General features: G+C 68.8%; 24 protein-coding genes and 1 tRNA gene. 21 read left to right on the top strand and 4 right to left on the bottom strand.

The genetic code is table 11. From position 1 onward, the window contains the following. Nucleotides 1-2 precede the first annotated feature (2 nt). A complete protein-coding gene (locus tag QE428_RS12865; protein ID WP_307469919.1) occupies nt 3-794 on the bottom strand; it encodes an IclR family transcriptional regulator in 792 nt (263 codons plus the stop codon). Nucleotides 795-898: 104 nt separating this feature from the next. Between QE428_RS12865 and QE428_RS12860 the strand changes: the two genes are divergently transcribed. From QE428_RS12860 to QE428_RS12850, 3 genes are read left to right on the top strand one after another with little or no spacing between them, the layout of a single operon-like run. Beyond that, on the top strand, nt 899-1,672 hold the full coding sequence (locus QE428_RS12860) for a CoA transferase subunit A (protein WP_307469917.1): 774 nt from the start codon (nt 899-901) through the stop codon (nt 1,670-1,672). Between the two features lies 1 nt (nt 1,673). Then, nucleotides 1,674-2,324: a 3-oxoacid CoA-transferase subunit B gene (locus QE428_RS12855; RefSeq protein WP_307469914.1), complete on the top strand. Its 651-nt coding sequence runs from the start codon at nt 1,674-1,676 to the stop codon at nt 2,322-2,324. After that, nucleotides 2,321-3,502 (top strand): acetyl-CoA C-acetyltransferase, encoded by a 1,182-nt coding sequence (locus QE428_RS12850; protein WP_307469911.1) that lies wholly within the window; start codon nt 2,321-2,323, stop codon nt 3,500-3,502. Before QE428_RS12855 ends, QE428_RS12850 begins: the two co-directional genes overlap by 4 nt. A gap of 12 nt (nt 3,503-3,514) precedes the next feature. Here the strand turns inward: QE428_RS12850 and QE428_RS12845 are convergent, their stop codons facing one another. After that, nucleotides 3,515-3,769, bottom strand: a complete 255-nt coding sequence (locus QE428_RS12845; RefSeq protein ID WP_091354127.1) for a hypothetical protein — start codon at nt 3,767-3,769, stop codon at nt 3,515-3,517. A 73-nt stretch (nt 3,770-3,842) separates the two neighbouring features. On the opposite strand from QE428_RS12845, the gene QE428_RS12840 reads away from it, so the two are divergent. From QE428_RS12840 to serA, 9 genes are all read left to right on the top strand, one after another. Continuing rightward, nucleotides 3,843-5,255, top strand: coding sequence for a trehalose-6-phosphate synthase (locus QE428_RS12840; RefSeq protein ID WP_091354123.1), 1,413 nt, complete (start codon nt 3,843-3,845; stop codon nt 5,253-5,255). Then, nucleotides 5,252-6,019: a trehalose-phosphatase gene (gene otsB / locus QE428_RS12835; RefSeq protein WP_307469905.1), complete on the top strand. Its 768-nt coding sequence runs from the start codon at nt 5,252-5,254 to the stop codon at nt 6,017-6,019. The genes QE428_RS12840 and otsB overlap by 4 nt, the downstream gene beginning before the upstream one ends. A gap of 9 nt (nt 6,020-6,028) precedes the next feature. After that, on the top strand, nt 6,029-7,735 hold the full coding sequence (ilvD, locus tag QE428_RS12830; protein WP_307469901.1) for a dihydroxy-acid dehydratase: 1,707 nt from the start codon (nt 6,029-6,031) through the stop codon (nt 7,733-7,735). A gap of 41 nt (nt 7,736-7,776) precedes the next feature. After that, nucleotides 7,777-9,570 (top strand): acetolactate synthase large subunit, encoded by a 1,794-nt coding sequence (locus QE428_RS12825; RefSeq protein WP_307469899.1) that lies wholly within the window; start codon nt 7,777-7,779, stop codon nt 9,568-9,570. A 2-nt stretch (nt 9,571-9,572) separates the two neighbouring features. Next, complete coding sequence (gene ilvN, locus QE428_RS12820; RefSeq protein ID WP_020097174.1) at nt 9,573-10,082, top strand: acetolactate synthase small subunit; 510 nt, start codon at nt 9,573-9,575, stop codon at nt 10,080-10,082. Between the two features lie 45 nt (nt 10,083-10,127). Continuing rightward, a complete protein-coding gene (gene ilvC, locus QE428_RS12815) occupies nt 10,128-11,153 on the top strand; it encodes a ketol-acid reductoisomerase (protein ID WP_307469888.1) in 1,026 nt (341 codons plus the stop codon). Between the two features lie 107 nt (nt 11,154-11,260). After that, nucleotides 11,261-11,743, top strand: coding sequence for a hypothetical protein (locus QE428_RS12810; protein ID WP_307469885.1), 483 nt, complete (start codon nt 11,261-11,263; stop codon nt 11,741-11,743). A 7-nt stretch (nt 11,744-11,750) separates the two neighbouring features. Further along, nucleotides 11,751-12,092: a hypothetical protein gene (locus QE428_RS12805; RefSeq protein WP_231916573.1), complete on the top strand. Its 342-nt coding sequence runs from the start codon at nt 11,751-11,753 to the stop codon at nt 12,090-12,092. A 122-nt stretch (nt 12,093-12,214) separates the two neighbouring features. After that, nucleotides 12,215-13,819 carry a phosphoglycerate dehydrogenase gene (serA, locus tag QE428_RS12800; RefSeq protein ID WP_307469880.1) on the top strand — a complete coding sequence of 535 codons (1,605 nt, stop codon included), beginning with the start codon at nt 12,215-12,217 and terminating at the stop codon, nt 13,817-13,819. Nucleotides 13,820-13,858: 39 nt separating this feature from the next. Here the strand turns inward: serA and QE428_RS12795 are convergent, their stop codons facing one another. After that, on the bottom strand, nt 13,859-14,401 hold the full coding sequence (locus tag QE428_RS12795; RefSeq protein WP_091354094.1) for a TetR/AcrR family transcriptional regulator: 543 nt from the start codon (nt 14,399-14,401) through the stop codon (nt 13,859-13,861). Between the two features lie 65 nt (nt 14,402-14,466). Between QE428_RS12795 and QE428_RS12790 the strand changes: the two genes are divergently transcribed. The 8 genes from QE428_RS12790 (at nt 14,467) to QE428_RS12755 (ending at nt 22,247) form a co-directional block, all read left to right on the top strand. Continuing rightward, nucleotides 14,467-16,014, top strand: coding sequence for an MFS transporter (locus QE428_RS12790; RefSeq protein WP_307469874.1), 1,548 nt, complete (start codon nt 14,467-14,469; stop codon nt 16,012-16,014). A gap of 34 nt (nt 16,015-16,048) precedes the next feature. Next, nucleotides 16,049-17,101 carry a 3-isopropylmalate dehydrogenase gene (locus QE428_RS12785; RefSeq protein WP_307469870.1) on the top strand — a complete coding sequence of 351 codons (1,053 nt, stop codon included), beginning with the start codon at nt 16,049-16,051 and terminating at the stop codon, nt 17,099-17,101. A 49-nt stretch (nt 17,102-17,150) separates the two neighbouring features. Beyond that, nucleotides 17,151-18,245, top strand: a complete 1,095-nt coding sequence (locus tag QE428_RS12780; protein ID WP_307469867.1) for a branched-chain amino acid aminotransferase — start codon at nt 17,151-17,153, stop codon at nt 18,243-18,245. A gap of 3 nt (nt 18,246-18,248) precedes the next feature. Continuing rightward, nucleotides 18,249-19,016, top strand: coding sequence for a fumarylacetoacetate hydrolase family protein (locus tag QE428_RS12775; RefSeq protein WP_018188089.1), 768 nt, complete (start codon nt 18,249-18,251; stop codon nt 19,014-19,016). After that, on the top strand, nt 19,009-20,244 hold the full coding sequence (locus QE428_RS12770; protein ID WP_307469862.1) for an MFS transporter: 1,236 nt from the start codon (nt 19,009-19,011) through the stop codon (nt 20,242-20,244). Before QE428_RS12775 ends, QE428_RS12770 begins: the two co-directional genes overlap by 8 nt. A 42-nt stretch (nt 20,245-20,286) precedes the next feature. Continuing rightward, nucleotides 20,287-21,801, top strand: a complete 1,515-nt coding sequence (gene gltX / locus QE428_RS12765) for a glutamate--tRNA ligase (RefSeq protein WP_307469858.1) — start codon at nt 20,287-20,289, stop codon at nt 21,799-21,801. A gap of 69 nt (nt 21,802-21,870) precedes the next feature. After that, nucleotides 21,871-21,942: transfer RNA gene (locus QE428_RS12760), tRNA-Gln, on the top strand. A gap of 86 nt (nt 21,943-22,028) precedes the next feature. Next, a complete protein-coding gene (locus QE428_RS12755) occupies nt 22,029-22,247 on the top strand; it encodes a hypothetical protein (protein ID WP_307469855.1) in 219 nt (72 codons plus the stop codon). A gap of 3 nt (nt 22,248-22,250) precedes the next feature. Here QE428_RS12755 and QE428_RS12750 read toward each other — a convergent pair whose 3' ends face one another. After that, the gene (locus QE428_RS12750; RefSeq protein WP_307469851.1) at nt 22,251-24,263 is read right to left on the bottom strand and encodes a DUF262 domain-containing protein; all 2,013 of its coding nucleotides are present in this window, start codon (nt 24,261-24,263) and stop codon (nt 22,251-22,253) included. A gap of 123 nt (nt 24,264-24,386) precedes the next feature. Between QE428_RS12750 and QE428_RS12745 the strand changes: the two genes are divergently transcribed. Further along, nucleotides 24,387-25,160, top strand: coding sequence for a hypothetical protein (locus tag QE428_RS12745; RefSeq protein WP_065570413.1), 774 nt, complete (start codon nt 24,387-24,389; stop codon nt 25,158-25,160). Nucleotides 25,161-25,170 lie beyond the last annotated feature (10 nt).

Genomic DNA, 25,170 nt, shown 5'->3' with positions numbered 1-25,170 from the left:
CGTCACATCCGTCTCGCGGACTGGACGCGCGTCGTCAGCTGGTGCGCGTGGGCGAGTAGCAGCCTGCCCAGTTCCGGCAGCCGGTCTGCGCCGAACCGGAACTCGACCCCGGTGAGGCTGAGCGCCCACGCCGGTCGTCCCGCGTGATCGAAGACGGCCGCGCCCAGCCCCCAGGACCCCGGCACGATGAGTCCGGGATTGACGGCGTACCCGCGGTCGCGTGTGTCGGCGACTCGCCGTGTGAGGGACGCCGCATCGTGGGCCTCACCCCATCGTGCGACGAGTTCGGGATGTCGGACGAGGTAGGCATCCACGTCCTCCTGGGGCAGGAAAGACAGGATGGCGAGTCCGGCGGACGCCACGCCGAGGGGGAACCGGACGCCCTCGCTGAGAACGAAGGACCGGATCGGGAACGAGCCCTCCTCGCGCACCAGGCACACGGTCTCGTCGCCTCTCCGGACGGACAGGAACGCGCTCTCCTCCGTCTTGACCGCGAGGGAGCGGACGATGTCGCCCGCGAGATGGGTGACGTCGTAGCGAGGGGCGGCCGCGGCGCCCATGAGGAACAGCTCCGGGCCTGCGAGCCAGCGCGCACTCCGTTCGTCCTGGTCGACGAGCCCCTCCGCGCGGAGGGCGGACAGGAGGCGGTGGGTGGTCGTGCGTGTGAGGCCGGCGTCGACGGCCAGCTCCCGCACACCCTTGCCCGTCGTCCCCGCCGCGCTCACGAGTCGCAGCAGGTGGGCGGCGCGCGCGATCGCCTGCGTGCCGGGGACGGATGCCGCGGGTCGTTCCACAATGTGGACCCTAGGCGCCGGCTCGCCCACATGGCAATCATCCGTTCCCGCTCCGGCTCACCGAGGGGGGAAGCTGGAGGGCGGACGACACAAAGGAGTGCGCAGTGATCGACAAGACGGTGGCAGGCGCGGCGGAGGCGGTCGCCGACATCCCGGACGGCGCGAGCATCGCCGTGGGCGGTTTCGGGCTCTCGGGCAATCCGATCGCCCTGATCGAGGCCCTGCTCGCGCAGGGCACCACGGACCTCTCGATCGTCTCCAACAACTGCGGGGTCGACGACTGGGGGTTGGGCGTCCTTCTGCGTGCGCGTCGCATCCGGAAGATGACCTCGTCCTACGTCGGTGAGAACAAGGAGTTCGAGCGGCAGTTCCTCTCGGGTGAACTCGAACTCGAGCTGACGCCTCAAGGGACCCTCGCCGAGAAGTTGCGCGCCGGCGGCTCGGGTATCGCGGCGTTCTTCACGCAGACGGGCGTCGGGACGCAGGTCGCCGACGGCGGGTTGCCGCGGCGCTACGACGGCCGGGGCGGGGTGGCGCTGGCATCCCCGGCCAAGGACGTCCGGACGTTCGCGGTCGATGGCGTCGAGAAGGAGTACGTGCTCGAGGAGGCGATCACGACCGACTTCGCTTTCGTGCACGCGCTCCGCGGCGATCGGCACGGGAACCTCGTCTTCGCGAAGTCAGCCCGCAACTTCAACCCGTTGGCCGCGATGGCGGGTCGCGTCTGCATCGCGCAGGTCGAGGAGCTGATCGAGCCGGGCGGGATCGATCCGGATGCCGTCCACCTGCCCGGCGTCTTCGTGCATCGTGTGGTGGAGGTCGGGACCGAGATCGAGAAGCGCATCGAGCGACGTACGGTCGCTGCGGAGGGGGAGTGAGATGGCGCTGACCAGGGATCAGATGGCGGCACGGGCGGCCGCGGAGCTGCAGGACGGCTCCTACGTGAACCTGGGGATCGGGCTCCCGACCCTGGTTCCCAACCTCGTGCCCGACGGCGTCATGGTCGTGCTCCAGTCCGAGAACGGCATCCTGGGGGTCGGGCCCTACCCCCAAGAGGCCGACGTCGATCCCGACCTCATCAACGCGGGCAAGGAGACCGTGACGACGCTCCCGGGGGCTGCGTTCTTCGACTCCGCACTCAGCTTCGGGATGATCCGGGGCGGCAAGATCGACGCCGCGATACTCGGAGCCATGCAGGTCTCGGCGACCGGCGACCTCGCGAACTGGATGATCCCCGGGAAGATGGTCAAGGGACCGGGCGGAGCGATGGACCTGGTCCATGGCGCAGCCCGCGTGATCGTCCTGATGGAGCACGTCGCCCGAGACGGCTCCCCGAAGATCGTCGACGCGTGTTCCCTGCCGCTGACCGGCCGCGGCGTGGTCGACCGCATCATCACGGACCTCGCCGTGATCGACGTCACGGGCGAGGGTCTGGTGCTGGTGGAGACCGCCCCCGGCGTCAACGTGCAGGATGTCCGCGACGCGACGGAGCCGGGCCTCATCGTGTCCGATGCGAAGGTGGAGTCATGAGCGAAGAGATCGTCATCGTCGGTGCGGCCCGCACCCCGCAGGGCAAGTTGAAGGGCGCGCTGTCGTCCTTCTCGGCGCCGCAGCTCGGGTCGTTCGCGATCCGCGGAGCCCTCGAGCGCGGTGGGGTGGATCCCGCTGTGGTCGACGCGGTGATCATGGGGCAGGTCCTGCCTGCCGGTTCGGGTCAGAATCCGGCACGGCAGGCGGCCCTCGGGGCCGGGATCGGCTGGGACGTCCCGGCATCCTCCGTCAACAAGGTCTGTCTGTCGGGTCTGACCGCGGTGATCGACGCCAAGCGCATGATCGCGTCGGGGGATGCCGCGGTCGTCGTCGCCGGCGGGATGGAGTCGATGTCCCGTGCCCCGCACCTTCTGACGGGTTCGCGCGACGGCTGGGCGTACGGCTCGATCGAGGTCCTCGACCACATGGCGCACGACGGACTCACCGACGCCGCCGAGGGGATCTCGATGGGGCTCTCGACCGAGCGGCGCAACCCGGGTCTCGGACTGACGAGGCGGGAGCAGGACTCCGTCGCGGCGCTCTCGCACCAGCGTGCGGCCGCCGCGGCCGAGGCGGGCGTGTTCGGTGCGGAGATCGTGACGGTCGAGGTTCCCCAGCGCAAGGGTGAGCCGCGACGGATCACCGCCGACGAGGGCGTCCGCCCCGATACGACGGTGGAGAGCCTGGCGGCGCTGCGACCGGCGTTCTCACCCGACGGCGACATCACCGCGGGGAACGCCTCGCCGATCTCGGACGGCGCGGCCGCGGTCGTCGTGACGACGCGATCCCGCGCCGAGGCAGAAGGATGGACTGTCCTCGGGGTGATCGGCGCCGCAGGGCAGGTGGCGGGACCCGACAGCTCGCTGCACTCCCAGCCGGCCCGCGCAATCGCTCACGCCCTCGAGCGGCAGGGGCTGTCGGCATCCGACCTGGACGTCGTCGAGATCAACGAGGCCTTCGGCGCGGTCGTCGCCCAGTCGCAGCGCGTGCTCGGCGTCGACGAGGACATCGTGAACATCCACGGCGGCGGTATCGCGATCGGTCACCCGATCGGCGCCTCCGGTGCACGACTGGTCGTCCACGCGGTGCACGAACTCGTTCGTCGAGGGACGGGAATCGCTGCGGTCGGCCTGTGCGGCGGCGGCGGTCAGGGCGAAGCGCTCATCCTGACGCGCTGAATCCGCCGGACGTCAGCGGGAGAGGCGGCGCTTGAGCAGCTTTGTCTTCTCGCCGTCGCGTGGCGAGTCCATCGGGATGAGCTTGCCCCGGGATGCTCGACGTGTGTCGACGACCGAGCCGATCGCAAGCGCAAGGGTGATGCCCCAGCTCAGCCAGGCGAGGGCGGTGCGCCACGTGAACGGCTCCGGGCTGCGCGCGGAGCGCAGCAGCGTGACACCGCCGGTGAGGGCTGACAGCAGTCCGGTTCCGAACAGGTATTTGCGCATACCACCCACGGTACTGCGCCGGACGCATGCCGCGGCGGTTGTTAGCCTGAAGTCATCCATCGAGAGGAACACCGTGACCGTGGCTTCCGACTTCGTCGTCGTGTCCAACCGCCTTCCCGTCGACCGGACCGACGATGAGAACGAACCCTGGCGACGCTCTCCCGGTGGACTCGTCACCGCTCTCGATCCCGTGATGCGCAGCACCAACGGTGCCTGGGTCGGGTGGCCCGGCCAGCCGGGTGTCGAGCTCGACCCATTCGAGTTCGACGGCCTGCACCTGGTGCCCGTCACGCTCTCGGCCGACGACATGCAGCTCTACTACGAGGGCTTCTCGAACGACACGATCTGGCCGTTGTACCACGACGTCATCGCCGCTCCCACCTACCACCGCACCTGGTGGGACGCCTATGTCAAGGTCAACAAGAGGTTCGCCGAGGCAGCGTCGGAGCACGCCGCCGAGGGGGCGACGGTGTGGGTACACGACTACCAGCTCCAGCTCGTGCCGAAGCTTCTCCGCGAGCTCCGCCCCGACCTCACCATCGGATACTTCCACCACATTCCGTTCCCCGCATACGGGCTGTACGCGCAGCTGCCGTGGCGTCGCCAGGTCCTCGAAGGACTGCTGGGCGCCGATGTCATCGGCTTCCAGCGGGTGGCGGATGCCGGCAACTTCGCGCGTGCCGTGCGCCGCCAGTTGGGATTCGACACCAAAGCGGGCGCCATCGCCGTCCCCACGGAGGACGGGGGGGTGCGCACGGCGGTGGCCCGCGCCTATCCGATCTCGATCGACGCCGCGGAGTACGAGGAGCTGGCGAAGCGGCCTGACATCCGGGCGCGCGCAGAGGAGATCCGCTCGAGTCTCGGCAACCCGAAGGCGATCCTCCTCGGCGTGGATCGCCTCGATTACACGAAAGGGATCCGTCACCGTCTGAAGGCGTACGGTGAACTGCTCGCCGACGGCCGACTGTCGGTACACGACGTGATCCTCGTCCAGGTCGCGAGCCCCAGCCGCGAGCGGGTGCAGACGTACATGGAGCTTCGCGACGAGATCGAACTGACCGTCGGTCGCATCAACGGGGACGCGGACGAGCTCGGCTACAGCGCCATCCAGTACCTGCACCACTCGTACCCTCGCGAGGAGATGGTCGCCCTCTTCCTCGCTGCCGACGTCATGCTCGTCACAGCCCTGCGCGACGGCATGAACCTGGTCGCGAAGGAGTACGTCGCGAGCCGGGTCGACGGTGGCGGGACCCTCGTGCTGAGCGAGTTCACCGGCGCGGCGGACGAACTGACCCAGGCGATAAAGGTCAATCCGCACGACATCGCGGGACTGAAGGACGCGATCATGCAGGCGATCGAGATGCCCGAGAAGGAGAAGGACCGCCGCATGCGCGCGCTCCGTCGACGTGTGCGCGAGAACGACGTCGCGAAGTGGTCCGAACGGTTCCTCTCGGACCTGAGCGCCGCGCGCGAGGAGCGTTCATGAGCGACATCAACGCCGTCGCGCGGACGAAGAAGCTGCTCGTCGCGCTGGACTTCGACGGCACGCTCTCGCCCCTCGTCGACGAGCCGATGAGCGCCCGCATGGCGCCGGCCGCACGTGCCGCCGTGGATGGCCTCGTCGCCGCGCCCGCGACGGTCGTCGCGTTCGTCTCCGGCCGCTCGCTCGGCGACCTCCGCATCATCGCGGAGCACAGCGACGATTCCCCGATCCTGCTCGCGGGATCGCACGGCGCGGAGTACCTCCTCCCGGGGGCGGACTCCGAGGCCGCACTGGATCCGGGCGACACCGATCTGCGCGACCGCCTGCGCACCCAGGCCGAGGAATCGGCCCGCGAGGTGCCGGGCGCATGGATCGAGCCGAAGACGTTCGGGTTCGGGGTGCACCTGCGCACCGTCTCGGATCCGTCCGCGGCCGAGCGACTGCGATCTGCGGTGGACGCGCTCGTGGCGGACGCCGCACCCCACTGGCGTCGCCGGCAGGGACACGGCATCGTCGAGTACGCCTTCACGGATGTGGGGAAGGATGCCGCCGTCGCCCACCTCCGCGATGTCGTCGACGCCTCGGCGGTGATCTTCGCCGGAGACGACGTCACCGACGAGGACGCGCTCCGCTCGCTCGGACCCGACGATCTCGGCATCCGGGTCGGAGCGGGGGAGACCGCGGCATCGGTCCGTGTGGGAGACATCGAAGAACTCGCCGCTTTGCTGTCGACTGTCGCACGCGAGCGCGTCGCCGCACAGCAATAGACTTCGAGAATGCCCTCTCCCGACGAGATCATCGACATCAAGCCCCGCAGCCGCGCGGTCACCGACGGCATCGAAGCCACCACCTCCCGCGGAATGCTCCGCGCGGTCGGCATGGGCGATGAGGACTGGGACAAGCCCCAGATCGGCATCGCCTCGAGCTGGAACGAGATCACACCCTGCAACCTGAGCCTCGACCGGCTCGCCCAGGGCGCGAAGGAGGGAGTGCACGCCGGTGGCGGCTACCCCCTCCAATTCGGCACGATCTCGGTCTCGGACGGTATCTCCATGGGCCACGAGGGCATGCACTTCTCGCTCGTGAGCCGCGAGGTCATCGCCGACTCCGTCGAGACGGTCATGATGGCCGAGCGCCTCGACGGCTCGGTGCTGCTCGCCGGCTGCGACAAGTCGATCCCGGGCATGCTCATGGCCTCCGCCCGCCTCGACCTCTCAAGCGTCTTCCTCTACGCGGGCTCGATCGCGCCGGGATGGGTCAAGCTCAGCGACGGCACCGAGAAGGACGTCACGATCATCGACTCCTTCGAGGCCGTGGGAGCGTGCCTCGCGGGCAAGATGAGCGAAGCAGACCTCAAGCGCATCGAATGCGCCATCGCGCCCGGTGAGGGCGCGTGCGGCGGCATGTACACGGCCAACACGATGGCGTCTGTCGCCGAGGCCCTGGGGCTCAGCCTCCCCGGCTCCGCGGCCCCGCCCTCCGCTGACCGTCGCCGCGACTACTTCGCGCACCGCTCCGGCGAGGCCGTCGTCAACCTCCTCCGCCAGGGCATCACGACTCGCGACATCCTCACGAAGGAGTCCTTCGAGAACGCGATCGCGCTCGCGATGGCCCTCGGCGGCTCGACGAACGTCGTGCTGCACCTCCTCGCCATCGCCCGTGAGGCCGAGGTCGACCTGACGCTCCACGACTTCAACCGCATCGGCGACAAGGTCCCGCACGTGGCCGACATGAAGCCGTTCGGCACCTACGTCATGAACGACGTCGATCGGCACGGCGGCATCCCGGTCATCATGAAGGCCATGCTCGACGAGGGCCTGCTCCACGGTGACGCGCTCACCGTCACGGGCAAGACGCTCGCTGAGAACCTCCGCGACCTCGACCCGGACCCGATCGACGGCACCGTCATCCACACGTTCGACGACCCGATCCACGCCACCGGCGGCATCACGATCCTCCACGGCTCGATGGCCCCCGAAGGCGCTGTCGTGAAGACCGCTGGGTTCGATGCCGCCGTCTTCGAAGGACCCGCCCGGGTGTTCGAGCGCGAGCGCGCCGCCATGGACGCGCTGGAGGAGGGACGCATCGCCGCCGGCGACGTCGTCGTCATCCGCTACGAGGGTCCCAAGGGCGGTCCCGGCATGCGCGAGATGCTCGCCGTGACGGCCGCCATCAAGGGCGCAGGCCTCGGAAAAGATGTACTACTGTTGACGGACGGACGATTCTCAGGCGGCACAACCGGCCTGTGCATCGGCCACATAGCACCCGAAGCGGTGGACGCTGGTCCCATCGCCTTCGTGCGCGATGGTGATCTGATACGGGTCGATATCGCGGCTCGTTCTCTCGACCTACTCGTCGACGAAGCTGAGCTGAACTCCCGCCGTGAGGGCTGGGAGCCCCTTCCCCCGCGCTATACCCGTGGCGTGTTGGCCAAGTACTCGAAGCTCGTGCGCTCCGCTGCGGAGGGCGCGACGACGGGCTAGGCCCCACACACTCGTCATCCATCACCACAGAGGTCTCTCTCATGTCTTCTGACACCGTCGCCGCTGTGCCCCGGCCACCGGCCGGAGGCTCGTCCACGCCTGTGCTCACCGGAGCTCAGGCCGTCGTCCGCTCGCTGGAGCTCCTCGGCGTCACCGACGTCTTCGGTCTCCCGGGCGGCGCCATCATCGAGGTCTACGACCCGCTGATGGACTCCACCGATCTGCGTCACATCCTGGTCCGTCACGAGCAGGGCGCCGGCCACGCGGCCGAGGGCTACGCCGCGGCATCCGGTCGCGTCGGCGTCGCGATCGCGACGTCCGGCCCCGGTGCCACCAACCTCGTCACCGCGATCGCGGACGCCTACATGGACTCGATGCCGATCGTCTGCATCACCGGGCAGGTGTACTCGACCCTCATGGGGACGGATGCCTTCCAGGAGGCCGACATCGTGGGCATCACCATGCCGATCACGAAGCATTCGTTCCTCGTGAAGGACCCGGCGGAGATCCCCGGTGCCATCGCGGCGGCGTTCGAGATCGCCTCCACGGGTCGCCCGGGTCCCGTCCTCGTCGACATCACGAAGGACGCCCAGCAGGCCAAGGCGCCCTTCGTCTGGCCGCCCAAGGTCGACCTCCCCGGCTACCGCCCGGTGACGAAGGCCCACGGCAAGCAGATCCAGGCAGCTGCTCAGCTGATCGCAGAAGCCAAGAAGCCGGTGCTGTACGTCGGTGGCGGCGTGGTCCGCGCGGGCGCAGCCGCGGAACTGCGGCGGTTCGCTGAGGCGACGGGTGCGCCCGTCGTCACGACCCTGATGGCGCGCGGCGCGTTCCCCGACTCCCACCCGCAGCAGCTCGGCATGCCAGGCATGCACGGCACGGTGCCGGCCGTCCTGGCGCTGCAGGAATCCGACCTGCTCATCGCGCTGGGTGCGCGCTTCGACGACCGGGTCACCGGCAAGGCGGCCCTGTTCGCCCCCGACGCCAAGGTCATCCACGTCGACATCGACCCCGCCGAGATCTCCAAGATCCGGACGGCGGACGTCCCGATCGTCGGTGACCTGAAGGACGTCCTGGTCGACCTCGACGCGGCGTTCGCGGGGGTGGACAAGCCCGACATCTCGGACTGGTGGTCCTATCTCGAGGGCCTCCGCACCGAGTTCCCGCTGGGGTACGCGCCGACGACCGACGGCCTCATGTCGCCGCAGCACGTCATCCAGCGCATCGGCGAGCTGACCGGGCCCGAGGGCGTCTACGCCTCCGGCGTCGGGCAGCACCAGATGTGGGCGGCGCAGTTCATCGGATATGAGCGCCCCAACGCCTGGCTCAATTCCGGCGGCGCCGGGACGATGGGCTACGCGGTCCCTGCGGCGATGGGCGCCAAGGTCGCCGAGCCGGACCGGACCGTATGGGCGATCGACGGTGACGGCTGCTTCCAGATGACCAATCAAGAGCTCGCCACCTGCGCGATCAACAACATCCCGATCAAGGTCGCGATCATCAACAACTCGTCGCTCGGCATGGTGCGCCAGTGGCAGACGCTCTTCTACGACGGGCGCCACTCCAACACCGATCTCAACACTGGCCACGACAGCATCCGCATCCCGGACTTCGTGAAGCTCGCCGAGGCGTACGGCTGCCTCGGCATCCGCGTCGAGAAGGCGGAGGACGTGGATGCCGCCATCCAGACTGCGCTCGAGACCAACGACCGTCCCGTCGTCATCGACTTCGTCGTGAGCGCCGACGCGATGGTGTGGCCGATGGTGCCGCAAGGCGTCAGCAACAGCTACATCCAGTACGCGCGCGAGCACGCGCCGGCGTTCGAGCAGGGGGACTGACGATGAGCAAGCACGTCCTGAGCCTCCTCGTCGAGGACAAGCCCGGTCTGCTGACCCGCGTCGCGGGCCTGTTCGCCCGCCGCGGATTCAACATCGACTCGCTCGCCGTGGGCGTCACCGAGGTCCCCGGGCTCTCCCGGATCACGGTGGTCGTCGACGTCGAGGAGCTGCCCCTCGAGCAGGTGACGAAGCAGCTGAACAAGCTCGTCAACGTCATAAAGATCGTCGAGCTCGACTACGCGACGTCGGTCCAGCGCGAGCACATGCTCGTCAAGGTCCGCGCCGACAACCAGACGCGCTCGAACGTCATCGAGGTCGTCAACCTCTTCCGCGCCTCGGTCGTGGACTACGCCACCGACGCACTCGTGGTGGAGGTCACCGGCGACCGCGGCAAGGTCGACGCCTTCCTCAAAGCCCTCGAGCCGTTCGGCGTGAAAGAGCTCGCGCAGTCCGGAATGGTCGCCATCGGCCGAGGCGGCAAGAGCATCACCGAGCGCGTCCTGCGCGGCTGACCCGACAACTTCTCTACCGACATCTACAAGGAGACACACACGAACATGGCTGAGATCCTCTACGACGCCGACGCCGACATCTCGCTCATCCAGGGCAAGAAGGTCGCCATCGTCGGGTACGGCTCGCAGGGCCACGCCCACGCCCAGAACCTCCGCGACTCCGGCGTCGAGGTCGTCATCGCCCTCAAGGACGGCTCGAAGTCCGCGCCGAAGGCGGAGGAGGACGGCTTCCAGGTGAAGTCCGTCGCGGATGCCGCCGAATGGGCCGACCTCATCATGATCCTCGCGCCGGACCAGCACCAGCGCGGCATCTTCAACGACGAGATCAAGCCGCACCTCGCCGCAGGCAAGACGCTCGCCTTCGCCCACGGCTTCAACGTGCGCTTCGGCTACATCGAGGTTCCCGACGACGTCGACGTCATCCTCGTCGCCCCGAAGGCCCCGGGCCACACGGTGCGTCGCGAGTTCGTCGCAGGCCGCGGCATCCCCGACATCATCGCCGTCGAGAAGGATGCGTCGGGTCACGCATGGGACGTCGCGCTCTCGTACGCGAAGGCGATCGGCGGCACCCGCGCCGGCGTCATCAAGACCACGTTCACCGAGGAGACCGAGACCGACCTGTTCGGCGAGCAGGCCGTCCTCTGCGGCGGTGTGTCGCAGCTCGTGCAGTACGGCTTCGAGACCCTGTCCGAGGCGGGCTACCAGCCCGAGATCGCCTACTTCGAGGTGCTCCACGAGCTGAAGCTCATCGTCGACCTCATGTGGGAGGGCGGCATCGCCAAGCAGCGCTGGTCGGTCTCCGACACGGCCGAGTACGGCGACTACGTCTCGGGCCCGCGCGTCATCGACCCGAGTGTCAAGGAGAACATGAAGGCCGTCCTCGGGGACATCCAGTCGGGTGCTTTCGCGAAGCGCTTCATCGACGACCAGGACAACGGCGCTGTGGAGTTCCAGGAGCTCCGGGCCAAGGCCGCCGCACACCCGATCGAGGCCGTCGGCAAGGACCTGCGCGCGCTCTTCGCGTGGAAGCAGCAGGACTCGGACTACACCGAGGGGTCGGCCGCGCGCTGACCTTCGGCATCCAGCCCTCGGCGCATCCGCCGGGATCGGCTTGACATGAGCCACGGAGGCCCGACCCTTACAAGGGGTCGGGCCTTCGGCGTCGGTAGACTCGGACCGTGGCTTCCGACCCCCGAGACGACGAGGACGCCTTCCGCTGGGAAGGCGACGATTCCCCGACGCGACCGCCGCGCCCCGAGCGCACCGATGCGGCTCTGCCGAGCGGCTGGCAGGCCGTGGGGAAGGGGAGCGGTGCGGCCGCCACCGAGCCGGCGCCGGCTGATGTCGTCGCAACGGTCGAGGGGGAGCCCCCGGCATCCCTCGGCAACGTCGCACTCGTCTCGCTCGGCTTGCTCGGCGGGATCTACCTGCTCTACACCGTGGGCTGGATCCTGGCGGCGTCCCGCCTGTCGGCAGCGACGTCGTTCTGGCTCGAGCCTGCCTCGGTCGTCCCGGCCTTGTTCGTGGCCGCTGCGGCCCCGGTGCTGTGGTTCGGGGGGACGTTCCTGTTGACCCGGTCCGCTGCAACGTGGATTCGGTTCGCCTGGCTGGTGGTCGGCGTCTTCCTCCTCGTTCCCTGGCCCTTCGTGATCGGACTGTGACGCCGTGATGACTTCGTCTTCTGCTGTCCGTCGCGGACCGTCCTGGGTCCCCGCTGCCATCGCGGGTGTCTTCGGACTCTTCTACGCCTACGCGGTGTGGACGGCGGTTGCCTTCCTCATCGCGCAGGCGAGCGGTGTCGAGGGACTGAACGGCGGCGGATGGGCGATTCTGCTGTTCTCGGTCGTCTTCCCGATCATCGTGTTCGTCGCAGCCGTGGTGCTCGGCCGTCGACGCCCGCTCCTCCAGCTCGCGGTCGTCCTCTTCGTCGGGCTGGGGCTCGTCGCCGTCTTCTGGCTGAACATCCTCACGTACGCGATCACCAACGGGAACTCCCTCATCGGGTCGTGATCGGCGTCACACGGTCGGGGCCGTCCGGTCGAATTCGCTAGGCTGGCCGTGCCGCGTACCGTCGTCGGTCCCAGCCCGGCCGGACTCGTGGCGATCCACACTCGCGTACCCGAAGGTCTGCCGTGCCCAAGCCTGTCGTCCTGATCGCCGAAGAACTCTCTCCCGCCACGATCGAGGCCCTGGGCCCCGATTTCGACGTCCGATCCGTGGACGGCGCCGACCGTGCCGCGCTCCTCCCTGCCCTCGCCGATGCGGACGCTGTCCTCATCCGCTCCGCCACGAAGATGGATGCCGAGGCGATCGCCGCAGCCCCGTCGCTCAAGGTCATCGCGCGCGCCGGGGTCGGTCTCGACAACGTCGACATCAAGGCCGCGACGAGCGCGGGCGTCATGGTCGTCAACGCGCCGACGTCGAACATCATCTCGGCCGCCGAACTCACCGTCGGTCACATCCTGAGCCTCGCCCGTCACATCCCGGCGGCGCACGCGTCGCTGGCGACCGGCGCGTGGAAGCGCTCGTCGTTCACGGGCACCGAGCTCTACGAGAAGACCGTCGGCATCATCGGCCTCGGTCGCATCGGCGCGCTCATCGCGGCGCGCCTGCAGGCCTTCGGGGTCTCCGTCGTCGCCTACGACCCCTACGTCACCCCCACGCGCGCGCAGCAGCTCGGAGTGCAGCTCCTGGGTCTCGACGAGTTGCTGAGCTCCAGCGACTTCGTCACGATCCACATGCCGAAGACCCCTGAGACGACCGGCATGATCGGCGCTGCGCAGTTCGAGATCATGAAGGACACCGCCTACGTCGTGAACGTCGCCCGCGGCGGCCTCATCGACGAGGCGGCGCTGCACACGGCGCTGACGACCGGCCAGATCGCCGGCGCCGGACTCGACGTGTTCACGAGCGAGCCGCCGAAGGAGGACGGCACGGCCTTCCCGCTGCTGTCCCTGCCGAACGTCATCGTCACGCCCCACCTGGGTGCGTCGACCGAAGAGGCCCAGGAGAAGGCGGGCGTGTCGGTCGCGAAGTCCGTCAAGCTCGCGCTCGAGGGCGACCTCGTTCCGGATGCCGTGAACGTCGCCGGTGGCGTCATCGACCCGTTCGTGCGTCCCGGCATCGCGCTCGTCGAGCAGCTGGGTCAGATCTTCACGGGGCTCGCCCCGAGCGCCCTCACGAGCCTCGACGTCGAGGTGCGCGGCGAGCTCGCCGACTACGACGTCAGCGTCTACCGGCTGGCAGCGCTGAAGGGCATCTTCACGAACATCGTGAGCGAGAACGTGTCCTACGTGAATGCGCCGCTGTTCGCCGAGCAGCGCGGCATCGAGACGCGACTGATCGTCGAGTCCGAGAGCCCGCTCTACCGGAACATCACGATCCTCCGGGGGACGCTGTCGGACGGCACCGTCCTCACCGTCGAGGGGACCCTCGCCGGCACGCGCATGGTGCCGAAGGTCGTCGGCATCAACGGCTACGAGGTCGAGGTGCCGATCAACCGCTTTCACGTGGTGATGCGGTACGCCGACCGGCCCGGCATCGTCGCGATCTACGGCCAGAAGCTCGGCGAAGCGGGCATCAACATCGCCGGGCTCCAGGTCGCGCGTCCCGACGCGAGCGGCCGCGCGCTGTCGGTCCTGACCGTCGATTCGCCGATCCCCGAGCCGATGCTCGACGAGCTCCGCGCCTCGGTCCAGGCCGACCTCTTCCGGCAGATCGAACTCACCGAGGTCTGACGCGCTGCGGCATCCTTCGCCCGGTCGGCGGGGGATGCCTCAGCGCGCTGCGCGCTCGACGAGCGCGATCAGTGCGTCGAGGTCGGCGCCTTGCGGGATGGGGCCGGGCACGCCCGTCGTCGCCAGTGCGCTGTTGAAGTAGAGCCCGTCGCTGACGAGCAGCACCAGCTGCAGAGCGCTCTCATCGCGCGTGTGCGGCCGGAGAGCGTCCTCCCATACCCGCCGCACGTCGCGGAGGGCGACGGATGCCGCGTCGTGCCCGGTTTGCGCCAGGCGGGAGGTCGCCACCATCGCGCGGTCCAGGGGAGTGTCGGACTGGACGGAGGTGCGGACGAAGGCGGAGACGATGCCGTCGGGGGAGCGGAGCATGTCCTCTACGTCCGCGTCGACGAGTCGTCGCATCCGCTCGATCAGGGCCGCTTCGAGCGCCTCTTTCGTGGCGTAGTGGTAGAGCAGTCCGCCCTTCGAGACGCCGGCCGCGGCGGCCACGGCATCCATCGTCGCGCCGCGTGCGCCCTCATCGATCAGGGCGGCTTCGAAGGCGTCGAGGACGCTCTCGCGCGCCCGAGGAGGTCTACTCATGTCTCCGATCCTCTCCCGTCCGGCATCCGATTCTGTTACTATACCGGCTGGACGGTGTATAAATCATGACGTTGACAGAAGAGATCCGGGTGGCCGACGCCGCCGGAACGCGCCAGGGATGGCGGGGCTGGGCGGCGCTCGCGGTGCTCATGCTCCCGGTGCTCCTGGTGTCGGTGGACAACACGGTGCTGAGCTTCGCGCTACCCGAGATCGCGCGTGACCTGACCCCGACGAGCGCGCAGCAGCTGTGGATCATCGACGTGTACCCGCTCGTTCTGGCCGGACTGCTGGTGACGATGGGCTCGTTGGGAGACCGTCTCGGTCGCCGGCGGCTCCTGATGATCGGTGCCACCGGGTTCGCGGTCATCTCCGCGCTGGCGGCGTTCGCGCCCTCGGCGGAGCTCCTGATCGTCGCCCGCGCGGCGATGGGTTTCTTCGGGGCGATGCTCATGCCGTCGACGCTGTCGCTCCTGCGGAGCATCTTCACCGACCGGGACCAGCGGCGGCTCGCGATCGCGGTGTGGGCGTCGATGTTCTCGGCCGGTTCGGCCCTCGGCCCGATCGTCGGAGGTGTGCTCCTCGAGCAGTTCGCGTGGGGTTCCGTGTTCCTCCTCGCCGTCCCGGTTCTCGTTCCGCTCCTGGTGCTGGCGCCGATCCTCGTCCCCGAGAGTCGCGATCCGAAGCCGGGCAGGATCGATCCGCTGAGTATCGTCCTCAGCATGGCGACGATGGTTCCGATCGTGTACGCGATCAAGGAGTTCGCGGTCCACGGTCCCGGCGTGCTGCCGGTCGTGCTCGTGCTCGCGGGTCTGGCCTTCGGGTGGATGTTCGTGCGCCGTCAGCTGCGCTCCGACGCCCCGATGCTCGACATGCGGCTCTTCCGGCAGGGGGCGTTCACGGGCGCGCTGCTGGTGAACCTCCTCAGCGTGGTCGCCCTCGTCGGGTTCTTGTACTTCGTGACGCAGCATCTTCAGCTGATCGTCGGCCTCAGCCCGCTGCAGGCCGGTCTCGCCCTCGTGCCCGGGCTCGTGCTGATGATCGTCTCCGGCCTCGCCGTCGTGCCGATCTCGCGCCGGGTATCTCCGCGAGTGGTCGTACCCGTCGCGTTGGCGCTCTCGGTCGCCGCGTATGTGATGATCGCCCTGTCGACGGATGCCGCGGCTCTCGGCACGCTCATCGCCGCCTTCGGGCTCCTCGGTCTCGGCATCGGCGCCGCCGAGACGGTGTCGAACGAACTGATCCTCGCGACCGCTCCGCCGGCCAAGGCGGGTGCCGCGAGCGCGGTGTCCGAGACGGCATACGAGCTCGGCGCGGTCTTGGGCACGGCTGTGCTCGGCGGCATCCTGACCGCTCTCTACCGCTCCGGCATCCGCCTTCCCGAGGGGGTGCCCGCCGATGCTGCGGACGCCGCCCGCCAAACACTGGGCGGCGCGGTGACGGTGGCGGAGGGGCTGCCGGCGGGGCTCGGCCAGCGCGTGCTGGATGCCGCGGCATCCGCCTTCGACTCCGGTGTCGGCGTGACGTCGATCATCGGCGCGGTCCTCGTCGTCTGCGCAGCCGTCATCGCGGCCACTACGCTGAAGGGAACCCGCACTCCGCGCGTCGACCACTGACGACACGCGAGTCCCCCCGACAACGAGGAGAGCGATGTCGCGCGTCGTGAAGCTGGCCGTCATCCCCGGAGACGGCATCGGCCCCGAGGTCGTCGCAGAAGCCGAGAAGGTTCTGGACGCGGTCACCGAAGGCACGGAGGTGACGTTCGAGAGGACCCGCTTCTCCCTCGGCGCCGCACGCTTCCTCGAGACCGGTGACACTCTCACCGACGATGACCTCGCAGCCATCGCGTCCCACGAGGCGATCCTGCTCGGCGCCGTCGGCGGGATGCCGGGGGACCCTCGCCTGAAGGACGCGAACATCGAGCGGGGCCTGCTGTTGAAGCTGCGCTTCGCCCTGGACCACTACGTCAACCTCCGCCCGTCCGTGCTCTACCCGGGCGCCTCCGGGCCGCTCGCGAACCCCGGGGACATCGACTTCGTCGTCGTCCGTGAGGGCACTGAGGGTCCCTACGTCGGCAACGGCGGCTCCATCCGCACGGGGACCCCGCACGAGATCGCGAACGAGACGTCGGTCAACACGGCGTTCGGCATCGAACGGGTCGTTCGGTTCGCCTTCGCGCAGGCCGAGAGGCGTCGCAACAAGCTCACCCTCGTCCACAAGACGAACGTCCTCGTCCACGCCGGGGGAATGTGGAAGCGGATCGTCGACGAGGTGGCGCAGGAGCACCCGGACGTCGCCGTAGACTACCTGCACGTCGATGCGGCGACGATCTTCCTGGTCACGAACCCGGGCCGCTTCGACGTGATCGTCACCGACAACCTCTTCGGCGACATCCTGACCGACTTGGCCGGCGCCGTCACCGGAGGCATCGGCCTCGCCGCTTCGGGGAACATCAACCCCGACGGCGCGTTCCCGTCGATGTTCGAGCCCGTGCACGGTTCCGCGCCCGACATCGCCGGACAGCAGATCGCCGATCCCACCGCCGCGATCCTTTCCGTCGCCCTCCTGCTCGAGCACCTCGGGCTGGGTGACGAGGCCCAGCGCGTCACCCGCGCTGCGCGAGAGGACATCGAGGCGCGGGACGGCTCCGCCCGTACGACCGCGCAGGTCGGCGACGCCATCACCGCACGCCTCCGGGCGTAATCTGACTGGATGCGCGCCGCGCAGACGCCGCGCGAGGAACAGGAATGACATGACCCTCACCGACTCGACCGCAGCCCCCCTCACCTTCTCGGTGACGAAGAACCTGGCCGCGGTCTCGCCGTCCGCCCGCGAGGAGATCCTCGCGAACCCCGGGTTCGGCACGAACTTCACCGACCACATGGTCGACATCTGCTGGTCCTCGAAGGGCGGCTGGCACCGCCCGCGCGTCTCGCCCTACGGACCCATCTCGCTGTCGCCGGCGGCCTCCGTGCTGCATTACGGCCAGGAGATCTTCGAGGGCATCAAGGCATACCGCCACGCGGACGGCTCCATCCACACGTTCCGGCCCGACGAGAACGCCGCCCGCCTGCAGCGGTCGGCGCGACGGATGGCTCTGCCCGAACTCCCCGCCGAGTACTTCCTGCAGTCGCTCCGCGAGCTGATCGCCGTCGACGGCGCCTGGGTTCCGTCCGGTGACGACCAGAGCCTGTACCTGCGTCCGTTCATGTTCGCCAAGGAGGCCTTCCTCGGGGTCCGCCCGGCCGAGAAGGTCGCCTACTACGTGATCGCCAGCCCCGCGGGCGCCTACTTCAAGGGCGGTGTCACCCCCGTCAAGATCTGGCTGAGCGAGGACTACGCGCGTGCCGGCAAGGGCGGCACGGGAGCGGCGAAGACCGGCGGCAACTACGCCGCGAGCCTCCTGCCTCAGGCCGAGGCCTACGAGAAGGGCTGCGACCAGGTCGTGTTCCTGGACGAGGACGGCAACGTCGAAGAACTCGGCGGCATGAACGTCGTGTTCGTCATGAAGGACGGGACGCTCGTGACGCCCGAGTCGGAGTCGATCCTCGCCGGCATCACCCGCAACTCGATCCTGCAGCTCGCGGAGGACCGCGGGCACCGCGTCCAGCGCCGTCCCGTCTCGCTGACCGATTGGCGCGAGGGCGTCGCCTCGGGTGACATCGTCGAGGTGTTCGCGTGCGGAACCGCTGCCGTCGTCACCCCGATCGGAGCGCTGAAGGCGTTCGGATTCGAGGATGTGCAGCCCACGGGCACTCTCGCGCTCGAGCTCCGTCAGCACCTCACCGACATCCAGTACGGTCGCGCCGAAGACGTGCACGGCTGGCTGACGCGGCTGGACGGCTGAGCCGTGCGCATCGTCCGTTACCGCCGCAACGAGGCCATCCGTTACGGGATCATCGACGAGAAGGAGGTCGTCGAGCTCGCCGGTGACCCGATGTTCGCCGGGTTCGAGACGACGGGGGAGCGGATCCCCCTCGCCGAGATCACCCTCCTCGCCCCGTCCATCCCACGCTCCAAGGTGGTCTGCGTCGGCAAGAACTACCGGGACCACGCCGCCGAGATGGGCGGCGAGGCCCCCGGCGAACCGCTGCTGTTCCTGAAGCCGAACACGTCGGTCATCGGTCCCGATGACGCCGTCGTCCGCCCGCCGCAGTCCGAGCGCACCGATTACGAGGGCGAGCTCGCGGTGGTCATCGGCCGCGTCGCCAAGAACGTCCCCGCTGAGAAGGCCCTCGACTACGTCTTCGGCTACACGATCGGCAACGACATCACGGCGCGCGACCTGCAGCGCTCCGACGGTCAATGGTCGCGTGCCAAGGGCTTCGACACCTTCTGCCCGCTGGGTCCGATCATCGAGACCGAGTTCGACCTCGACGGCGGCGCGCGCATCGTCTCCCGGGTGAACGGCGAGGTCCGTCAGGACGGTCCGATCTCCGACATGGTGCACTCCGTGCCCGACATCATCGCCTACGCGTCGGCGGCCTTCACGCTCCTCCCGGGCGACGTGATCCTCACGGGCACGCCGGCGGGGATCGGCGAGTTCCACGCCGGTGACGTGCTCGAGGTCGAGATCACGGGTCTCGGCATCCTGCGCAACACGGCGCGGAATGCCTGACAGGACAGACCCCACCCTCTCCTCGACCGACGTTGCCCGCATCCAGCGGCGGACGGTCGGCGTCCTCGCCGCGGGGCAGGTCCTCGGTGGCGTCGCCTTCGGCTCGACGGTCTCACTGGGGGCGCTGCTGGCGGCCGACCTGTCGGGTGAGGAGTCGCTGTCGGGGTTCGCGACGGCATCCGTCACCCTTGGTGCCGCCCTGTGCGCGATCCCGCTCGCACGACTCGCCTCGGCGCAGGGGCGCCGGCGTGCGCTGACCCTCGGGAACCTGCTGGCCCTCGTCGGGATCGCGGTCGTCATCACCGCGGCGGCGCTCCGCCTCTTCCCGTTGCTCCTCGTCGGCGTCATCCTCATCGGTGCCGGCAATGCGGGCAACCTGCAGTCCCGGTTCGCGGCGACCGACCTCTCGGGTCAGGGGCGTCGCGGACGCGACCTCGGCACCGTGGTGTGGGCGACGACCGTGGGCGGGGTCGTCGGCCCGCTCATGCTGACGCCCGGCGAGGCGGTCGGTCAGTGGCTCGGGATGCCGCCCCTCACCGGCTCGTACGCGTTCTCGATCGTCGCGCAGACGCTCGCCCTCATCCTCTACCTCGTCGCCCTCCGGCCCGACCCCCTGAAGGTCGCGCAGCAGCTCGCTCGCACGAGGGATGCCGGTGCGACCCGCGTCGTGGAAGTGGACCGACCGATCGTGGCCCGCTACGCGGTGTTCGCCGTGGCCGGCTCGCACGTGACGATGGCGTCGGTCATGGCCATGACCCCCGTCCACCTGTCGCACCTCGACCCTCGGAACGTGACCTCGATCGTCGGCGTCACCATAGCCCTGCACGTGTTCGGGATGTACGGCCTGTCGCCGGTCTTCGGCATCCTCGCGGATCGCTGGGGTCGGCTGCAGACGATCCTCCTCGGACAGGCGGTCCTCGCCGCATCGCTCGTCACCGCGGCGATCGCTCCGAACTCGCCCACCGCGGTGCTCATCGCTCTCCTGCTCCTGGGACTCGGGTGGAGCGCGGCGACGGTGGGCGGCGCGGCGCTGCTGACCGAGGCCACGCCGACCGAGCTCCGGCCTCGCCGGCAGGGGCGCAGCGACACGGCGATGACGCTGTCGGCGGCCATCGGGTCCGTGCTGGCCGGCGGCATCCTCAGTCTCATCGGGTACGGCGGGCTCGCGCTCGTCGCTCTCGCGGTCGTCATCGCGATCACCGTGCTCTCTCCCTACGCGCGTCGCTGACCGAGCGGGCCGGTCGAAGGCGCGGCCGTAGACTGGACGGTGATGTCGACTGCACCGCACCCCCTCACCACGACCGCTTCCGGCTCGGACGTCCGCGTCCGCTTCTGCCCCTCGCCGACCGGCCTCCCGCACGTCGGGATGGTCCGCACCGCCCTGTTCAACTGGGCGTACGCGCGGCACACCGGAGGCAAGATGATCTTCCGCGTCGAGGACACCGACGCGGCACGCGACAGCGAGGAGAGCTACCGTCAGCTCGTCGACGCGCTCACCTGGCTCGAGATCGACTGGGACGAGGGCGTGGAGAAGGGCGGACCGCACGAGCCGTACCGCCAGTCGCAGCGCCACGACATCTACCGCGAGGTCCTCGACAAGCTCATCGCCTCGGGCGCCGTCTACGAGTCTTACTCGACGGCCGAGGAGATCGACGCTCGGAACGCCGCGGCGGGCCGCGCGAAGCAGCTCGGGTACGACAACTACGACCGCACACTCACCGACGAGCAGAAGGCCGCCTTCCGCGCCGAGGGACGCGAGCCCGCCTGGCGCCTGCGCGTGCCCGAGGAGGACGTGACCTACGTCGACCTCATCCGCGGCGAGGTCACTTTCCCCGCCGGGTCGTTCCCCGACTTCGTGGTGGTCCGCGCCGGCGGCATCCCGCTCTACACGTTCACCAACCCCGTCGACGACGCGCTCATGGGAATCACCCATGTTCTCCGCGGCGAAGACCTGATGCCCTCGACGGCGCGCCAGCTCGCCCTGTACGGCGCACTGATCGACGCCGGCGTGACCGACTTCGTGCCGCGCTTCGCGCACATGCCGCTCGTGCTGGGCGAGGAGGGCACCAAGAAGCTCTCCAAGCGCGATCCGAAGGCCGACCTCTTCCTGCAGCGCGAGAAGGGCTTCATCCACGAGGGTCTGCTGAACTACCTGTCGCTCCTCGGCTGGTCCATCGCCGCCGACCGCGACGTCTTCACGCGTCAGGAGCTCATCGAGGCGTTCGACATCGTGAACGTCAACCCCAACCCGGCCCGCTTCGATCAGAAGAAGGCCGAGTCCATCAACGGGGACCACATCCGGATGCTGGAGCCGGGCGACTTCGCGTCGCGTCTGGTGCCCTACCTGGTCGGCGCCGGCGTGGTCAGCACGCCTCCCACCGACGTGCAGCGTGAGATGCTTGCGAAGGCCGCACCGCTCGTCCAGGAGCGCATGCAGATGCTCGGTGAGGCGCCGGGCCTGCTCGGCTTCCTCTTTCGCGACGTCGAGACCTACGACGAGGATGCTCTCAAGGGGCTGCCCGCGAACGCCGCCGAGGTCCTGGCCGCGTCCATTGACGCACTCGAGGGGGTGCAGGCCGACGCTTTCCGCGCCGAAACCATCCAGGCGGCCCTCGCGGGCTCACTCATCGACGGACTGGGCCTGAAGCCCCGCGTCGCCTACGGGCCCGCCCGCGTCGCGCTCAGCGGCCGTCGCGTTTCGCCGCCGCTCTTCGAGTCGATGGAGCTCCTGGGCAAGGACGTGTCGATCGCGCGTCTCGAGAAGCTGCGGGCGACACGCGGCTGATGCCTCGGTTTGGCCGGGACCGCGGCGTGGGCTAAGCTTGACCCTCGGAACGGTTCCGGCCGGATCCAGTGGGGTATGGTGTAATTGGCAACACGGCGGTTTCTGGTTCCGTTGTTCTTGGTTCGAGTCCAGGTACCCCAGCAAGATGAAAAACCCCCGCTCCGGCGGGGGTTTTGCTTTTTCTGCAAGAGCTGTCGCGGCTCGCCGCGCAGGCGCACAATGGTCCCATGGGACTCTTCACGCAACGACCCGAAGAACCGACCGAATGGGGCGGTCTTCCGTCCGAGCCTCTCGAACCGATGAACCCGGTCGATCGGCTGGGTGAGGGCCCGGCGGTCGGCGGGTGGACGCCCGATCTGCTGTCGCAGGCGCCCGTAACGGCCACCTGGATCGAGATCCCGGTCGACCCCGCGCCCGAGGCCGATGGCGGAGCCGACGGCGACTGACCCTCAGCGCATCGCGTCGCCGATGTAGGAGTAGATGACGAAGACCTCCGACGCCCAGCCCGCCTCTTCGAGCACGCCCTGGACCGCGGAGAGCATGTACTTGGAATCCCACCCGAGGTACAGGTACTGACCCTCACCCAGCTGGTCCCACTGACCGTTCCACGCCATCGCGGGGTACACCGGACCACCCTGGCGCGCGCTGTAGTCGATGACGCTCTGACGCGAGTCCGCCCACAGCCTCGCGAACACTCGGTTGAAGAGGTAGCGGACGTCCCGCACATCCCAGTGCTCGCCGCGGTACTCGACGTAATCGAACTCCCGCTGCCAGCCGCGCGGCCAGCCGCGCCGCTTCTTGGCATCGAGGATCGGCGTCAGGTTGTCGTCGTCGATCCCCACGACGGCAGGCCGGCGCCAGGCATCCATGAAGCGGGCGGTCAGCTGTTCGGTGCGCGCCGCGATCTGCGCCGTCGACCATGCCTCGGCGCCCGCGACCTCACGGGTCAGCGGGACCGAGCTCGTCTCGTACGCCGTGCGCTTGTGGGGGAACGACGCATCGAACACGCGGTCCGCGAGGTGCTCCTCGAGGAGGGTCAGGTTTCCGAGGGTGTTCACGAGTGCCCGGTGCGCGTTCTGCTCATCGTCGGTGAGAGCCGCCCACCGGCGGACCCCGTCCCCGCTCCAGTCGTCGGAGGGAGCGGTGGGCAGGATGTGCTCGAGGACGAGGTCCGAATCGGGGTCGACTCCCGCGAGGCGCTCGAGGACGAAAGGCGCGTGCGGCAGCTCCCCGTAGCGGAGGCCGACCCGCGTGCGCTCATCGGAGGGCGTGATGCGCGCGATCGCGCGGACGAGCGATTCCATGCCCTCGTCCGCGGCCCGGCAGAAGCGGGCGACCAGGCGGTCGATCGGCAAGCCGACGACCGTCCGACGCAGCAGGAGCGACTCGACGTGGGTGAGGGCCTGAGAGAGATCGGATGCCGACAGCTCGCCCCGCAGGTGGTCGCGATACAGACGCATCGCGATAGGGAACATGCCGCGACCGAGGACGTTGATCGCTCCGAAGTGGCGCGCGACCGCGGGATCCGTCGCTTCGGCCGGTTCGAGCAGGAGTCGGTAGATCTCCGACAGCTCCCGCCACTGCGCCGCGTTCGCACGGAGGGTCTCTCGGTCGAGTCGGGGGAATTCGTGCCGGAACGCGTCGTACACCCCGCGCTCACCCTCGACGAGCACCTCGCGACCGGTGAGCATGACGAGGTAGTCCCGCCAGAACGCGCCGATCTGCTCACCGGTGTTCGCCTCGATCGGGAGCCAGTACTCGTTCTCGATCTCGCTCTGCTCGGCGTGAGAAAGCCCCATGAGGACGTAATTGTGGATGAGCTCATGATCGCGGAGAGGCTCACCCGTCGAGTTGAGGCTTTCGAAGATCTGCTGAGCGTTGGCGCCTACGCCCAGGGTGATCGACACATGTTCGAGCTTGCGCAGACCGCGCCAGATCCCCGCAGCCTCGTCAGGACGGATCTGACTCCGGAAAAACGCGTAGTTGTCGTCGAAGCGCGATGCGCGGTCGGCATCGGAGGGGGCACGGCGGTCCAGGACCACGCTCTCGAAGACGTCCGCCCACGCCCGATGCGGACGCAGTTTCGTCCGGCGGGGATCGTCGCGGCGCACGAGGACGGCCTCGAGCTCCGCCGCGAGGGCCGGATCGTCCTCGCGGAGCGTGTGATGGAGTGCGGCGATGAGCAGCATCAATGTCGTCACGCGCTGCTGTCCGTCGATGAGGACGAGGTGCGCGTCGTCATCGGCCGATGTGCTCGCGGTCGACAGGATGGAACCGATGAAGTGCGTCTGACCGTCGTCGCTGCCGGCGACGGCGCGGATGTCTCCGAGGAGTTGCTCGCACCCCCCGATGTCCCACCGGTACTGCCGCTGGTACACCGGAACGACGATCGTCGTGTCCGAGGCGGAGAGCCAATCGATCGTGTTGACGGCGGTCGCATCGACGTTCGTGGCGCTGCTCATGTTCCTCGAATCGCTCCTCGAATTTTCCCGGTCGAGTCTACTGACGGTCTCAGAGGCGCTAGGTAGGCTGACCTAAGTCGGGCCTGTAAAAACTTCGCTCGCCCGACAGAAAGGTTGATCCGCATGGGTTACATCAAGAGTGCTCTGCTCGAGGAGACCGGCTACGTCGTCCTCGACATGTACGGCAAGGAAATCGATCCCAAGGAATGGCTCGACATCGAGTACGTCGACTGGAAGTCCTCCGGCGACACGCGATTCGCGCCGCTGGCTTCGGCCAAGGGCGAGATCGAGTGCAACGGCTTCTGGAACCACCAGCCGCCGCGCACCGATAAGGACGGCGTCTGGATCCCGTCGCAGACCGAGAAGGCGCCGACCCTCACCGAGCGTGCGCTCGAACCCGGCTCGAACGTCGGACGTTGCCGCATCATCGAGCTGCAGCCGAACACGTACGCCGACGCGCTGTACAACCTGCACCAGGACGACAACAACCGGCTGAACCCCGACGGGACCGGCTGGGTCGTCCGGAGCTTCTTCAACCTCACCGATGACAAGGACAGCTTCTTCGTCCTGCGTGACAACCGCACCGACCCGAACGGTGAGACCCGCATCGCTCTCCCCGCCGGTGCGCAGCTCGTCATCGATACGCAGCGCCTCTGGCACGCCGCCTACCACCCGGGCGACGCCCCTCGCTACTGCCTCATCACGTCGTGGGAGTCGGGCCCCGAGCTCGACGCCTACATGGAGAAGTACAACGGCGTGAACACGGTCGAGAGCGTCCCGCTCGATCAGGAGACGATCGACGCCGGGCAGGCCGAGCAGGAGCGTCGCATCGCCGCTCGTGCCGCCGCACTCGCGGCACGCGGTCAGCGCGAGGTCCTCGCCATGAGCGAGGCCTGAGCCTCCGAAC

Source organism: Microbacterium sp. SORGH_AS_0505 (assembly GCF_030818715.1).
Classification (GTDB): domain Bacteria; phylum Actinomycetota; class Actinomycetes; order Actinomycetales; family Microbacteriaceae; genus Microbacterium.
Note: the sequence above shows the minus strand (reverse complement) of the source record. Positions and strands in the feature narration are given on the sequence as shown.